Below are 13,454 nucleotides of genomic sequence, written 5' to 3'. Positions count from 1 at the left end.
GGTACGGGGGTGGGTTCGTTGCGGGCAAACGATTTGTTGCGGGGGCTTGGAGGGCGGCGGTCAGCATGGCCGTGAGGTCGGTGGTGAAGGTGTCGTGGTCCGGGACGGACGGGGGCGTGCCGGAGGGGCGGGTGCGGGTGGCGCGGTCGGCGAGGGCGGCGGTGAGGAAGGCGATGAAGAGGGAGATGCGTTCGAGGGCGATGGGTTCGGGGAGGGTGGCGCGGCAGGCGGTTTCGAGGAGGTGGAGCTGCTGCTGGAGGGCGGTGCCGTGGAGGACGGGCGGGGGGCGGTGGTCGCGGATTCCGGCGCGTCCGGCGAGTTGGGCGGTGATGCGGAGGAAGTCGCGGCCGTGGGGGGTGCGGAGTTCGTCGGCGGTGGGGCGGACGACGGCGTCGACGATGGCGTGGAGGTCGTCTGGGGGGAGGCCGGGGAGGGTGGCGGCGCGGGCGGGTTCCATGCGGGTGACGCCGGCGCGGAGGATGGCGTCGAGGAGGCCGTCGCGGGAGCCGAAGTGGTAGGTGACGGCGGAGTCGTTGGCCTGGCCGGCGAGGGCGACGATGTCGCGGGTGCGGGCGGCGTCGATGCCGTGGGCGGCGAAGAGGTGGGCTCCGGCGCGGATGAGGGCGTCGCGGGTGGCTCTTGCGTCCTTCGGCACGCCGATGATACTAACAGGGGGCGTTAATAACGGCGCCTGTTAGAACCCGGAGGTCCGGCCATGGCGGACGTCTACGATCCCTTCGATCCCGCGTTCCAGGCCGACCCCTATCCCGCGTATCGGCGGCTCCGGGACGAGGAGCCGGTGCACCGCCATGAGGATCCGCCGTTCTGGGCGCTGTCGCGCTTCGACGACGTCTGGGCGGCGACGCGGGACGCGGACGCGTTCTCCTCGGCGCAGGGCCTGACGTTCTACCCGGACGAGATCGGCACGCTGGGCCTGGCCCCGACGATCGTCATGCTGGATCCGCCGCGCCACACCGTGCTGCGGCGCCTGGTGAGCCACGGGTTCACGCCGCGCCGGACGGCCGGACTCGAGTCGCTGCTACGCGAGTTCGTCCGCTCCCGGATAGCGCTGATGGAGCGGAAGGCCGCGGACGGCGAGACCCCCGACCTGCACCGGGACTTCTCCTCGCCGCTGCCGACGTTCGCGCTGGCGCACCTGCTCGGCGTCCCGGAGGCCGACCGCGCGCGGTTCGATCCGTGGGTGTCGGCCCTCACGACCTTGCAGGACGAGGGGTTCGGCCTGCGCTCGGTGCAGGACGGCGCCGTGCAGGCGGTGGCGGAGATGTTCGGCTACTTCAGCGACGTGATCGCCGCGCGCCGCGCCGACCCGTCCGGGGATCTGATCAGCGCGCTGACCGCGGCCGAGGTGGACGGGGAGCGCCTCACCGACTGGGACGTCCTCGGCTTCTGCTTCGTCATGGTGGCGGGCGGCAACGACACGACGGGGAACCTGATCTCGCACGGCGTGGCGCTGCTGGACGGCGACCACGCGCAGCGGGAGCGGCTGGCGGCCGACCCGTCGCTGATCCCGAACGCGCTGCTGGAGTTCCTGCGCCTGGAGGGCTCCGTTCAGGCGCTGGCCCGGACGACCACCCGCCCGGTCACGCTGCACGGGACGGAGATCCCGGAGGGCGAGAAGGTGATGATGCTGTTCGGGGCGGCGAACCGGGACGAGCGCGAGTTCGGCCCGTCCGCGGGCGAGCTGGACGTCACCCGCGCGATCCCGCGCCACCTGGGCTTCTCCAGCGGCGTGCACTTCTGCATCGGGTCGCACCTGGCCAAGCTCCAGGCGCGCGTGGCGCTGGAGGAGCTTCTCCAGGCCCACCCCCGCATAGGAGTGGACCTGGAGAACGCGGACCGCATCCGGTCCCCGTTCACCCGCGGCTGGGCGTCGCTCCCGGCCACGGGCGTCGGGGCCTGAGGCGCCTACTGCATGTGCGGGTACCGGTAGTCGGTCGGCGGGACGAACGTCTCCTTGATCGAGCGGGGGGACGTCCAGCGCAGCAGGTTGAACACCGAGCCGGCCTTGTCGTTGGTGCCGGACGCCCGGGCGCCGCCGAACGGCTGCTGCCCGACGACGGCGCCGGTGGGCTTGTCGTTGATGTAGAAGTTGCCGGCCGCGTACCGGAGGACCTCGGCGGTGTGCGCCGCGGCGGCCCGGTCGGTGGCGATGACGGCGCCGGTGAGCGCGTAGTCGGCGACCGACTCCATCTGGGCGAGCATCTCGTCGTACCGCTCGTCCTCGTAGACGTGGACGCCGAGGACCGGCCCGAAGTACTCGGTCCGGAAGATCTCGTTCTCGGGGTCGCCGGACACGAGCACGGTGGGCCGCACGAAGTACCCGACGGAGTCGTCGCAGGTCCCGCCGGCGACGATCTCGACCTTCGGGTCGGCCTGGGCGCGCTCGATGGCGGCCTTGTTCTTGGCGAAGGCCCGCTCGTCGATGACGGCGCCCATGAAGTTGGACAGGTCGGCGACGTCGCCCATGGTGAGCCCGTCGACCTCCGCGGCCAGCTCCTCCTTGAACCCGTCCTCCCAGATGGAGCGCGGGACGTAGGCGCGGGACGCGGCGGAGCACTTCTGGCCCTGGTACTCGAAGGCGCCGCGCACGAGCGCCGTCTTCAGCACGGCGGGGTCGGCGGACGGGTGCGCGACGACGAAGTCCTTGCCGCCCGTCTCCCCCACGACCCGCGGGTAGCTCCGGTACTTCTCGATGTTGGCGCCGACCGTCTTCCACAGGTGCTGGAACGTCGCGGTGGAGCCGGTGAAGTGGATCCCGGCGAGGTCGGGGTGCTGGAGCGCCACGTCCGACACCGCGAGCCCGTCACCGGTCACGAGGTTGATGACGCCCGCGGGGAGCCCGGCCTCCTCCAGGAGCCTCATGAGCAGCACGGCGGAGTACGTCTGCGTGGGCGACGGCTTCCACACGACGACGTTGCCCATCAGGGCGGGCGCGGTCGGCAGGTTCGCGGCGATCGCGGTGAAGTTGAACGGGGTGATCGCGTAGACGAACCCCTCCAGCGGCCGGTGGTCGGACCGGTTCCACACGCCGGGGCCGCTGATCGGCTGCTCGGCGAGGATCCGCCGGGCGAAGTGCACGTTGAAGCGCCAGAAGTCGACGAGCTCGCAGGGGCTGTCGATCTCCGCCTGCTGGACGGTCTTGGACTGCCCCAGCATGGTCGCGGCCAGCAGCGTCTCCCGCCACGGCCCGGCGAGCAGGTCGGCGGCGCGCAGGAAGATCGCGGCCCGGTCGTCGAAGGACATCGCCCGCCATGCCGGCGCGGCCTTGAGGGCGGCGGCGATGGCGTCCCGAGCGTCCTCCTCGGTCGCGGTGCCGAACGTCCCGAGCACGGCCGCGTGCCGGTGCGGCTGGACGACGGCGACCTTGGCGCCGGCCCCGAGCCGGCGCTCGCCGCCGATCGTCATGGGCAGGTCGATCGGGGCCTCGGCGGTCAGCTCGGCGAGCTTCGCCTCCAGCCGGGCCCGCTCGGCGCTGCCCGGCGCATAGCCGCGCACCGGCTCGTTCGCCGGTGTCGGAACGTTGGTGACGGCGTCCATGGAAACTCCTTAGCGGGAGACGAACGAACGGAGGAAGAAGGCGAGGTTGGCGGGCCGCTCGGCGAGCCGCCGCATGAAGTAGCCGTACCAGTCGGCCCCGTAGGGGACGTAGACGCGCATCCGGTGGGCCTCGGCGAGCCGCCGCTGCTCGGCGGTCCGGATGCCGTAGAGCATCTGGAACTCGTAGGAGGCAGGCGAGCGCTCGGCGGCCAGGGAGCGCGCGATCTCGATGATCCGCGGGTCGTGGCTGGCGACCATGGGGTACCCGTCGCCCCGCATGAGCCGCCGCAGCGCCCGCACGTAGGCGCGGTCGACCTCGTGCCTGCTCTGGTAGGCGACCGACGCGGGCTCGGCGTAGGCGCCCTTGACCAGCCGCACGCGGGACCCCTCGCCCACCAGGTCCCGCAGGTCGCCCTCGGTGCGCCGCAGCATGGCCTGGACGGCGACCCCCGCCCAGGGGAAGTCGACCCGCAGCTTCCCGAGGATCTCCAGCGTGGAGTCGACCGTCGTGTGGTCCTCCATGTCGAGGGTGACGGTCATGCCGACCCGCCCGGCCGCGGCGCAGATCTCCCGCGCGTGGTCGAGCGCGAGGTCGCCGGGCAGCGCCTGCCCGAGCGCGGACAGCTTCACCGAGGCGTCGGAGCCCCGGGCGAGCCCCTGCCCCTCGAACGCCTCGAACAACTCCAGGTAGGCGTCCCGGGTGGCCCGCGCCTGGGCGGGTTCCCGGGTGTCCTCCCCGAGGTGGTCGAGGGTGACCTCAAGCCCGCCGTCCCGCAGTTCCCGGACGGCTTCGAGGGCGGCGTGGAGATCGTCCCCGGCGACGAACCGGTCGACGACTCCCCTGGTCAGCGGCACGGAGGTGATGACGTCGCGCATCCGTCCGCTGCGCGCGGCGGCGAGAAGAAGCGGGCTGAGCATGGAACCCTCCAACGTCAAGGAACACCTCGCACGTTAGGAGCACCGCCGCGCGGCCCCTATAGTCAAACGCCACTTTCAGAGCGGCCCGTCCTCATACACATGTACGAAGGGATCGCGATGGCACCCGATCTGCAGGAAATCGTGGAGCAGGCGGCCGACCTCCTGCGCGCACCCGCGACCCTGGAGGACCGCGACTTCCATCTGGTCGCCTACGCCGCGCACGGCGACACGATCGACCCCGTCCGTATGAACTCGATCCTGCACCGCCGCGCCACCGAGGCCGTCCGCGCCCGCTTCGAGCGCCACGGCATCGCCCGCGCGACGGGCCCCGTCCGCATCCCGGCCGACGCCGCCCTCGGCCAGCTCGCCCGCCTGTGCCTGCCCGTCCGCTGGAACAACGTCACCTACGGCTACCTCTGGCTGCTGGACGACAAGGAGCGCATCACCGACGCGCAGGCGGCCAGGGCCATGCCCCTGTGCGAGCGCGCCGGCCTCCTCATGGCCCGGCAGGCCCGTGAGCGCGACGACCTCGGTTGGAAGGTCGCCGACCTGCTGTCCACGCACCCCGACGTCCGGACCCAGGCCGCCGACGACCTCACCGACGCCGGAGCGGCCGACCCGCCCCTGACGGTGGCCGTGCTGCGGACCCCCAGCCCCGAGCCGCTCAACCCGTGGCTGCTCCCCCACTCCGTCCTGGCGACGGTGTGGCAGCGCGACCACGTCCTCCTCGTCCCCGCGGGCAGCGCGACGACAGCTCTGGCCCGCGCACGCCGCCTCCTAGAGGAACGCAACACTCCCGTCCACACCGGCGTGTACTCCCCCTGCCCCACCCTGGACGACGTCCACGAGGGCTGGCTCCGCGCCCGCGTGGCCGCCCGCACCGCCGCTCCTGGCGAGATCCGTGACTGGACGTCCCTGGGCGTCCTCCGCCTCCTGCGCACAGCGGGCGACGAGGCCTTGGCCCAGACGACCCAGACCCCCGGCACCGAACGCCTCCTAGCGCACGACGAGCTCGCGAAGACGGCCCGCACCTACCTGGACCTGGCGGGCAACGTCCAGCAGACGGCGAAGGCCCTGAACATCCACCGCCAGACCCTCTACCACCGCTTGCGCCGCATAGAGGAGCTGACGGCCCTGACCCTCACCGACGGCCAAGACCGCCTGACACTCCACCTGGCCCTGACCCTGGCCCCCCACCTGACCTGAAGAGCCTCAAGCCTGAGCGAGCCCGGCGTGGCGCTCCCGCAGATCCCGCTTGAGGATCTTGCCGCTGGGGTTCTTGGGCAGCGCGTCGGCGAGGACGACGTACTTGGGGCGCTTGTAGGGGGCGAGCCGCTCGCGGACGTGCGCGTGGACGTCGTCCACGGTCAGCGCGGCGCCCGGCTTCGGCACGACCACGGCGGTGACGGCCTCGATCCAGTGCGGGTGGCTGATCCCGAAGACGGCGACCTCGGCCACGTCCTCCAGCTCGTAGACGGCCTCCTCGACCTCCCGGCTGGCGACGTTCTCGCCACCCGTCTTGATCATGTCCTTCTTGCGGTCGACCACCGAGAGGTAGCCGTCCTCGGTCATGACCCCGAGGTCGCCGGAGTGGAACCACCCGTCCCGGAACGCCTCGGCGGTCTTCTCCTCGTCGCGGTAGTAGCCGAGCGCGGCGTGGGGGCTGCGGTGGACGATCTCGCCGACCTCCCCGACCCCCACGGGCGCGCCGTCGTCGTCCACGAGCATGGTCTCCACGTTGATGGCCGCGCGCCCCGCGCTGCCGGCCCGTTCGAGCTGCTCGTGCGGCTTCAGGATGGTGGCGAGCGGCGCCATCTCCGTCTGCCCGTAGAAGTTCCACAGCCGCACGTCCGGCAGCCGCCGCATGAGCTCCCGCAGCACCTCCACGGGCATGGGCGAGGCCCCGTAGTAGCCCTTCTTCAGGCTCGACAGGTCGCGCCTGTCGAAGTCCGGGTGGCGCAGCAGCGAGATCCAGACGGTGGGCGGGCAGAAGAGCTTGGTCACCTTCTCCCGCTCGATCGTCTCCAGCAGCGCCGCGGGGTCGGGCCCCGGCAGGATGACGCTGGTGGCGCCCAGGTAGACGTCCACGGAGAAGAAGCAGTCGAGCTGCGCGCAGTGGTACATCGGCAGCGAGTGCACCTCGACGTCGTCGCCGCTCATCTCGCCGTCGACCACGCAGCTCACGTACTGGCTGATGAGGGACCGGCTGGTCAGCACCACTCCCTTGGGCCGCGACTCGGTCCCCGAGGTGTACATGATCCGCAGCGGGTCGTCGTCCTCCACGAGCACGTCCGGCGCCGCCGAGGGCCCCTCACTCCACCAGGCGTCGACGTCCTCCCACCCCTCACCGGGCGCCGCGCCCGACAGCGGGATCCACCCGCGCACCCCGTCCTGGACGCCGGCCGCGGCGAGCGCCTTCTCGGCGGTCGCGGCGAGCGCGTCCTCCGCGACGATCCCGGACGCCCCCGAGTGCCCGAGGATGTAGGCGATCTCCTCTGCGTTCAGCATGAAGTTGATCGGCACGAGCACCACGCCGAGCTTCGCCGTGGCGAACGCCGTCACCGCGTACTGCCAGCAGTTGTGGCTGAGCAGCGCGAGCCGGTCCCCCTTGCCGAGCCCCCGCGCCGCCAGCGCGTGCGCGGCCCGGTTCACCGCGACGTCGAACTCCGCGAACGTGACCCGGAGATCTCCGCTGACGACGGCCGGCTTCTGAGGATCCCGCCGGGCAGTCCGATGCAGGAGATCCCCGACGGAGTGCTGACGAGCCCGCCCCACAACAGACACAAGGCCACCTTCCCTACAAAACCGCAGGTGAGCGCGATAAAGGCCGATCATAGCCACCCCTCCCCGCCCCCTCCACCCCCGAAAGGGGGCATCGGAGGGGCCGGGAAGCACCGATCGATGACGACCCGCCGTCACGCGCGGTCGAGGTGTCGGCCGCCGCTCGCGCTCACCGCCGGGCCCGCAGGTGCTGCAGGGTGGCGGCGGTGTACAGCCAGGTGCCGCTGAGCACGACGTAGAGCAGGACGGTCCCGAAGTCGGTCATCAGGCAGGCCGCGGTCACCAGGAGGGCGATGGCGCAGCCGGCGCCGGCGACCGCCCAGCCGCGATCCGCGGCTCCGGCATGGGCGCGGGCGAGGACGAACAGGAGGAGCACCCAGGAGACCATCGAGAGGCCGAACCCGGCTCCGTGCAGGTTGCCGTGCGTGCTGACGGTCTCGGGGAGACCCGCCGGCGCGCCCTCGGGGAAGCCGTTGGACGGGTCGAGGGTGAAGACTCCCGCGATGATCTGGCCGAGGCCGTCCAGCGCGAGCAGGACCGCCGCCGGCGTGCCGAGCCTTCCCGCGACATGGGCGCGGAGGGCCGTGGCGGCGACGATGTTCAGCAGGCCCATCACCACGAAGTTGACCTGCTGCAGCGGCCCGGTGTCGCCGATGGCGAGGTAGCTGAAGGCGTGCTTGGTCAGGTCCAGGCCTGGGTTGAACGGCATCTGGGCGAAGCTGACGAGGAGGAACAGCACCGGGGAGACGACTCCGGCACCGAGGCGCAGCGATCGGGTGGTGCGGCGCGCTGGGGTGTCGACGGCGGTGAGGTTGGACATGAGGGCCTCTCTCTGGATTGTCGGCGGTGGTCAGCCGCGGGCGTCGACGGATGCGGCCAATCCCCGGATGGCGGGGGCGAGTACGGTCATGGCGACGTTGTGGCCCTGCCCGCTGAGGGTCGCCCGTTCGCCGGCCGGCAGTCGCGCCGCGAGTTCGTCTGCCGCGACGCCGGTCGCTTTCGGGCTCTTGCTCCCGTCCAGGACCAGGGTCGGGACCCTCACCGCGCTCCAGGGGTAGAGGCCGAGGGGGCGTCCTTCGAGGGTGTCGCCCATGACGGCGTGGTCGGCGGGCAGGGTATGGGCGACGGCCTTGAGGTCCTTCCAGAAGGGCGCCAGCCGCATCAGGGCCACCACCGGGGCGGGAGCGCCCATGCCGCGGGTCATGAAGTAGTGCACGGCCGCGCCACGGCGGTCGGCTTCCAGAAGGGCATGGAGGCGCTGGACGAAGTCGGGAGGCGGAGTGCGGCCGGTCTCGGTGACGAAGGGCGGCTGGTAGACGGAGACGCTGCGCGCGCGGAGCCCCGCGGCGACTCCGCGGAGGGCGAGGACGCCTCCCGAGGACATTCCGAACAGGTGGGCGGGGCCTCCGGCGCGGGCGATGACGGCGGAGAGGTCGGCGATCTCCAGGTCGACCGACGTGGCCGGGCCGTGGCCGCTGCCGCCGCGGCCGCGGCGGTCGTAGCCGTAGACGGTGAAGGAGCCGGCGAGCAATCGGGCGAGCTCGACGAACCCCTTCCACCGCCGGTGGCTGAACGCACCGCCGACCAGTACCAGTGGCGGCCCTGATCCGATCACGTCGTACGCGATCCGGGTGCCGTCGGCGGAGATGACGTGACCGGTGTCGAGGGTGTGGTCCATGTCGTGGCTCCCGGGCTCAGGCGCCGTCGGCCGCGGGGGCGACGGGCTCGTACACCTGGTAGGTGACGCCGCTGCCGAAGGTCCGCTGGTCGGCGAGTCGCAGGCCGACGGGTGCCCCGCCGCCCTCGAAGAGGTGCTTTCCGGTGCCGACCACGAGGGGGTGGACGAGCAGGTGGAGCTCGTCGACGAGTCCCGCCCGCAGCAGGTGGCGGGTCAGGGTTCCGCTGCCGTTGATCGCGATCCTGCCGCCGTCGCGGTTCCTGAGGTCGGCGATCCGGGTGATCACGGCATCGCCGAGCACGCTCGACGGTCCCCATCCGAGATCGGTCAGCGTGGTGGTGGCGACGTACTTGTGGGTGTCGTTGATGAAGTCGGCCATGGGGAAGCCGGTCTGGTGGGGCCAGAACGCCTCCCACTCCTCGTAGGTCCGGCGGCCCATCAGCAGGGCGTCGACGCCCTCAGTCGCCGCGCCGACGACGCTCATCAGCTCGGGGTCGGCATAGGGAAGGTGCCATTCCTGCGGCGCGTCGACGACGCCGTCGAGGGAGATGAAGTAGCTGGCGGTGATGGTGCGCATGACGGGTCTCCAAGACATGTCGATGGTCGGTGTCGGCCCTGGTCAGGGGCGGTGTGCGGCAGGACGTGCCACAGGTCGGGGCAGGCGATGCCGGCACGTGCCCTCGCGGTTCGGGGCGAGGTACGGGATCGCCGGCTCGACGTCCCGGTGGCCATCTCGTGGGGCCGCGACAGCCGTCCTGGTCGGGTTCACGGCTACACGTCGGGCGAGCACCGCGGTTTTCGACACCGGAACCAGAAAACTTTTCCGGCCCCTGCTGTCGAAAGCCGTCGTCCCCGTGCGACGTGTACATGCGCGTCGCGAACGGGACGCGGCATTCGAGTCCGAGGAGGCCGACCATGCGTTTCGTGATCATGAGCAGGACCAACGAGTACTTCGAGGCCGGCAACCCACCGAGCCCGGAGCTGTTCGAGCGGATGGAGCGGTTCATGCGGGAGGCCGCCGCGTCGGGCGTCCTGCTGCAGGCCGACGGGCTGCTGCCCAGCTCCGCCGGCGCTCGCCTCTCCGCCCGCGACGGCGTCCTCAGCGTCACCGACGGGCCGTTCACCGAGGCCAAGGAGCTCGTCGGAGGGCTGGCGTTCATCGAGGCCCGCGATCTCGCCGAGGCCAAGGAGTGGGGCCGGCGGTTCGCGCTCGTCCACGAGGGGGCCTGCGAGGTGGAGATCCGCCAGGTGGCCGGGCCCGGCGGCCCCGGGGACCGCAGTTGACCGCCGGCGCATCCGGGCTCCCGGACATCGAGGCGCTCTGGCGCATCGAGTTCCCCAGACTGGTGGCGGCCGCGACCCGGATCACCCGCGACCCCGACCTGGCCGAACACGCGGCACAGGACGCGTTCGTCGCCGCGCTCGAACAGTGGCCGGCCGAGGGAGCGCCCGAGCGTCCCGCCGCGTGGCTCATGACGACCGCCAAGCGGCGCGCGGTCGACCTCGTTCGTCAGGCGGTCACCCGCGACGCCAAGTACCGACAGGTCGCGGGACATGCCGGAAGGGGAAGCGAGAACGTGTCCATCGACGACATCGCCGACGGTCGTATCGAGGACGACCTGCTACGTCTGGTCTTCCTGTGCTGCCATCCGATCCTGGGCCGTGAAGCGCGGGTGGCGCTGACGCTCCGGCTCGTGGGTGGACTGACCACTCACGAGATCGCGCGCGCACAACTCGTGTCCTCGGCCACCGCCGGACAGCGGATCGCGCGCGCCAAGCGCACTCTCGCCGATGCCGGGATCGGGTTCGAGAACCCGACACGGACCGAGCGGGCCGAGCGCTTGCCTTCCGTTCTCGAGGTCGTTTACCTGATCTTCAACGAGGGTTACGCGGCCACCTCCGGTGCGGACTGGACCCGCCCCGACCTCGCCGGCGAGGCACTGCGCCTCGGCCGTATGCTCGCCCACCTCATGCCGCGGATGCCCGAGGTGCACGGCCTGCTCGCGCTGATGGAGATCCAGGCCTCCCGCTTCCACGCCCGCGACCGGCCCGAGGGGCCGGTACTGCTGGAGGACCAGAACAGGATGCTGTGGGACAGGCTTCTGATCCGCCGCGGCCTTCGGGGACTCGACCGCGCCGTCGCGCTGGGAGGCGGCCCGTACACGGCCCAGGCGGCCATCGCGGCATGCCACGCCCGCGCGCTCACCCATGAGGACACCGACTGGCCCGAGATCGCCCGCCACTACGACGACTATGTTCAACGGCATCCGAGCCCGGTGGCGGAACTCAACCGCGGCATCGCGCATTGGAGGGCCCACGGAACAGCCGCGGCCCGCCGGGTCATCGAGCCCCTTCTCCAGGACCCTCGGATGGCCCGGTACCACCTGCTGTACGCCGTGCTCGCCGACCTCGACGCCGCCGACGGCCACCACCGGCAGGCCACCGCGCACCTGCGGACCGCGGTGTCCCTCACCGACAGCGCAGCCGACCACGCCGTGCTCACCGGAAAGCTGACAGCCCTGGAAGCCCGAGGGGGCAGGGGCGAAGCCCCAAGGCGACCTGCCCTGAAGGAAGCCGAGCACCGACCCCGAGAAGAAACGAAGGGCGAAGCCCGAGGGGGGATAGGGGCGAAGCCCCAAGGCGGCCTGGCCTGAAGCGATTCCGTGCACCGACCCCGAGAAGAAACAGAGGGCGAAGCCCGAGGGGGATAGGGGCGGAGCCCCAGGGGCGGGCGGGTGGGGGAGGCGGAGGAACGGGGGGATCCGGGGGGTCGCCCCCCGGGCGAAATGCGAAGGGTCCCCCTGGGGAAGCCGCAGAGCGGCGACCAGGAGGACCCTAAGGACCAGTAGCGGGGGCAGGATTTGAACCTGCGACCTCTGGGTTATGAGCCCAGCGAGCTACCGAACTGCTCCACCCCGCGGTGATGTCTTAAGTCTATGGCATCGGAGGGAGTGGTTCGTACGGGTCGGTCAGCGGGTGCAGACGGGGACGGTGCCTTTGCCGCTCGTGAGGGCGTTGAGCGCCTGGACGGTGCTGTGGAGGGTGTCGGCGCGGATGAGGCGGAGGCCGTCGGGGCGGGAGCCGACGGCGTCGGCGCAGTTGTCCTTGGGGGTGATGAAGACGGTGGCGCCGGCGTTGCGGGCGGCGATCATCTTCTGCTGGATGCCGCCGATGGGGCCGACGGCGCCGTCGGGGGTGATGGTGCCGGTGCCGGCGATGAACTTCCCCTGGGTGAGGGGGCCGGGGGTGAGCTTGTCGACGATGGCGAGGGAGAACATGAGGCCGGCGGAGGGGCCGCCGACGTCGCCGATGCTGATGTCGATCTTGAAGGGGAACTTGTACTGGTCGGAGAGGACGATGCCGACGACGGCGCGCTTGCCGCTGGGGTCGGCGACGGTCTTGAGCGTGGCCTTGGCCTCGGTGCCGCCGCGCTTGTAGGCAAGGGTGACGGGGGTGCCGATCTGGCGCTTGGCCATGGTGCCGGTGACCTGGGAGACGCTGGTGACGGCGGTGCCGTCGAGGGCGGTGATCTCGTCGCCGGGGCGCAGGACGCCGTCGGCGGGGCGGCCCTTCTGGACGCCGTCGACGACGACGCGGGTGGTGACGGGGATGCCGAGTTCGTGGAGGGCGGCGGCCTCGGCGTTCTGCTGGGAGTCCTGCATCGCCCGGGTGTTCTCCTGGTCGACCTGCTTGGGCGACTCGTTCTTCGGGAAGATCGTCTCTTCGGGGACGACGGCGGTGTCGCCGGCGATCCAGCCGCGCAGGGCGGTGAACAGGTCGATGCGCCCGCCGGGGCCGCCGCGGTAGGTGACGGTGGTGAAGTTGAGGTGGCCCTGGTCGGGGTAGGTCTGCCGGCCGTCGATCCTGATGAGGGGCTGGCCCTTGTCGTTCGTGCCGAGGGTGTTGCTCGTGGGCCCGGGCATCAGCGCGACGTAGGGGACGCGCATGACGGAGCCGATGAGGGCGAGCACGAGGACGAGCACGCTCGCGAGGCTGAGCGTGGCGGCACGACGAGACATGCCGGAAACTCTATGCGGTTCGGGCGCTCAGCAGGCTCCGACCCACTCGTCGCCTCCGTCGGCGAAGGTCTGGTGCTTCCAGATGGGGACGGTGGCCTTGAGGTCGTCGATGAGGCGGCGGCAGGCGGTGAAGGCCTCGTCGCGGTGGGGGCAGGACGCGGCGACGACGACGGCGATGTCGCCGATGTCGAGGTCTCCGACGCGGTGGAGGGCGGCGAGGCCGAGGACGGGGAGGTCGGCGGCGACCTTCTCCATGACGGCGCGGAGTTCGCGTTCGGCGGTGGGGTGGGCGCTGTAGGAGAGGGCGGTGACGGCGCGGGCGTGGTCGGTGTCGCGGACGGTGCCGACGAACACGGCGGTGCCGCCGGCGCCGGGGGCGCCGACGGCGGCGTACACCTCGTCGACGGACAGGGGCGTGTCGCGCACGCCGATCAGCCGGATGACGCCCTCGGCGGTAACGCTGTGGCTCACGTCCCGCAGGCTACCTCTCCCGGGCGATC

The 13,454-nt window shown here is 71.7% G+C and carries 13 protein-coding genes and 1 tRNA gene; 4 read left to right on the top strand and 10 right to left on the bottom strand.

Annotated features, from left to right (window positions below; genetic code table 11):
* On the bottom strand, positions 1 to 655 hold a 655-nt coding region (locus K4S16_RS36070), incomplete at its 3' end, for a TetR/AcrR family transcriptional regulator (RefSeq protein ID WP_149263547.1).
* 60 nt (positions 656 to 715) lie between these two features.
* On the opposite strand from K4S16_RS36070, the gene K4S16_RS36065 reads away from it, so the two are divergent.
* Positions 716 to 1,921: a cytochrome P450 gene (locus K4S16_RS36065; RefSeq protein ID WP_149263546.1), complete on the top strand. Its 1,206-nt coding sequence runs from the start codon at positions 716 to 718 to the stop codon at positions 1,919 to 1,921.
* A 5-nt stretch (positions 1,922 to 1,926) separates the two neighbouring features.
* On the opposite strand, the gene pruA is transcribed toward K4S16_RS36065, so the two are convergent.
* Together pruA and K4S16_RS36055 are read right to left on the bottom strand one after the other, a co-directional pair.
* Complete coding sequence (gene pruA / locus K4S16_RS36060) at positions 1,927 to 3,558, bottom strand: L-glutamate gamma-semialdehyde dehydrogenase (RefSeq protein WP_149263545.1); 1,632 nt, start codon at positions 3,556 to 3,558, stop codon at positions 1,927 to 1,929.
* A gap of 9 nt (positions 3,559 to 3,567) precedes the next feature.
* Positions 3,568 to 4,476, bottom strand: coding sequence for a proline dehydrogenase family protein (locus K4S16_RS36055; protein WP_149263544.1), 909 nt, complete (start codon positions 4,474 to 4,476; stop codon positions 3,568 to 3,570).
* A gap of 117 nt (positions 4,477 to 4,593) precedes the next feature.
* Here K4S16_RS36055 and K4S16_RS36050 point away from each other — a divergent pair, with 117 nt between their 5' ends.
* Positions 4,594 to 5,682, top strand: coding sequence for a CdaR family transcriptional regulator (locus K4S16_RS36050; protein ID WP_149263543.1), 1,089 nt, complete (start codon positions 4,594 to 4,596; stop codon positions 5,680 to 5,682).
* A gap of 6 nt (positions 5,683 to 5,688) precedes the next feature.
* On the opposite strand, the gene K4S16_RS36045 is transcribed toward K4S16_RS36050, so the two are convergent.
* The 4 genes from K4S16_RS36045 to K4S16_RS36030 form a co-directional block, all read right to left on the bottom strand.
* A complete protein-coding gene (locus K4S16_RS36045; RefSeq protein WP_149263542.1) occupies positions 5,689 to 7,311 on the bottom strand; it encodes an acyl-CoA synthetase in 1,623 nt (540 codons plus the stop codon).
* Positions 7,312 to 7,426: 115 nt separating this feature from the next.
* Positions 7,427 to 8,077, bottom strand: a complete 651-nt coding sequence (locus K4S16_RS36040) for a DUF998 domain-containing protein (protein ID WP_149263541.1) — start codon at positions 8,075 to 8,077, stop codon at positions 7,427 to 7,429.
* A gap of 30 nt (positions 8,078 to 8,107) precedes the next feature.
* Positions 8,108 to 8,935, bottom strand: coding sequence for an alpha/beta fold hydrolase (locus tag K4S16_RS36035; protein WP_149263540.1), 828 nt, complete (start codon positions 8,933 to 8,935; stop codon positions 8,108 to 8,110).
* A 16-nt stretch (positions 8,936 to 8,951) separates the two neighbouring features.
* A complete protein-coding gene (locus K4S16_RS36030) occupies positions 8,952 to 9,512 on the bottom strand; it encodes a dihydrofolate reductase family protein (protein WP_149263539.1) in 561 nt (186 codons plus the stop codon).
* Between the two features lie 338 nt (positions 9,513 to 9,850).
* On the opposite strand from K4S16_RS36030, the gene K4S16_RS36025 reads away from it, so the two are divergent.
* Together K4S16_RS36025 and K4S16_RS46605 are read left to right on the top strand one after the other, a co-directional pair.
* A complete protein-coding gene (locus tag K4S16_RS36025; RefSeq protein ID WP_149263538.1) occupies positions 9,851 to 10,219 on the top strand; it encodes a YciI family protein in 369 nt (122 codons plus the stop codon).
* Complete coding sequence (locus K4S16_RS46605; protein ID WP_149263537.1) at positions 10,216 to 11,589, top strand: RNA polymerase sigma factor; 1,374 nt, start codon at positions 10,216 to 10,218, stop codon at positions 11,587 to 11,589. The genes K4S16_RS36025 and K4S16_RS46605 overlap by 4 nt, the downstream gene beginning before the upstream one ends.
* A 192-nt stretch (positions 11,590 to 11,781) precedes the next feature.
* On the opposite strand, the gene K4S16_RS36015 is transcribed toward K4S16_RS46605, so the two are convergent.
* The 3 genes from K4S16_RS36015 to K4S16_RS36005 form a co-directional block, all read right to left on the bottom strand.
* Positions 11,782 to 11,855, bottom strand: a tRNA-Met gene (locus K4S16_RS36015).
* Positions 11,856 to 11,904: 49 nt separating this feature from the next.
* Positions 11,905 to 12,954 (bottom strand): PDZ domain-containing protein, encoded by a 1,050-nt coding sequence (locus tag K4S16_RS36010; protein ID WP_149263536.1) that lies wholly within the window; start codon positions 12,952 to 12,954, stop codon positions 11,905 to 11,907.
* A gap of 27 nt (positions 12,955 to 12,981) precedes the next feature.
* The gene (locus K4S16_RS36005) at positions 12,982 to 13,425 is read right to left on the bottom strand and encodes a molybdenum cofactor biosynthesis protein MoaE (RefSeq protein ID WP_235037287.1); all 444 of its coding nucleotides are present in this window, start codon (positions 13,423 to 13,425) and stop codon (positions 12,982 to 12,984) included.
* Positions 13,426 to 13,454 lie beyond the last annotated feature (29 nt).

It is taken from the genome of Actinomadura sp. K4S16, from assembly GCF_008327685.1.
Classification (GTDB): domain Bacteria; phylum Actinomycetota; class Actinomycetes; order Streptosporangiales; family Streptosporangiaceae; genus Spirillospora.
Note: the sequence above shows the minus strand (reverse complement) of the source record. Positions and strands in the feature narration are given on the sequence as shown.

What these genes read in the sequence shown, in the direction of transcription:
- K4S16_RS36030 (WP_149263539.1), bottom strand. Translation starts at nt 9,512, where the DNA reads ATGCGCACCATCACCGCCAGCTACTTCATCTCCCTCGACGGCGTCGTC.
- K4S16_RS36010 (WP_149263536.1), bottom strand. Translation starts at nt 12,954, where the DNA reads ATGTCTCGTCGTGCCGCCACGCTCAGCCTCGCGAGCGTGCTCGTCCTC.
- K4S16_RS36065 (WP_149263546.1), top strand. Translation starts at nt 716, where the DNA reads ATGGCGGACGTCTACGATCCCTTCGATCCCGCGTTCCAGGCCGACCCC.
- K4S16_RS36055 (WP_149263544.1), bottom strand. Translation starts at nt 4,476, where the DNA reads ATGCTCAGCCCGCTTCTTCTCGCCGCCGCGCGCAGCGGACGGATGCGC.
- K4S16_RS36045 (WP_149263542.1), bottom strand. Translation starts at nt 7,311, where the DNA reads ATGATCGGCCTTTATCGCGCTCACCTGCGGTTTTGTAGGGAAGGTGGC.
- K4S16_RS36035 (WP_149263540.1), bottom strand. Translation starts at nt 8,935, where the DNA reads ATGGACCACACCCTCGACACCGGTCACGTCATCTCCGCCGACGGCACC.
- K4S16_RS36025 (WP_149263538.1), top strand. Translation starts at nt 9,851, where the DNA reads ATGCGTTTCGTGATCATGAGCAGGACCAACGAGTACTTCGAGGCCGGC.
- K4S16_RS36050 (WP_149263543.1), top strand. Translation starts at nt 4,594, where the DNA reads ATGGCACCCGATCTGCAGGAAATCGTGGAGCAGGCGGCCGACCTCCTG.
- K4S16_RS36040 (WP_149263541.1), bottom strand. Translation starts at nt 8,077, where the DNA reads ATGTCCAACCTCACCGCCGTCGACACCCCAGCGCGCCGCACCACCCGA.
- pruA (WP_149263545.1), bottom strand. Translation starts at nt 3,558, where the DNA reads ATGGACGCCGTCACCAACGTTCCGACACCGGCGAACGAGCCGGTGCGC.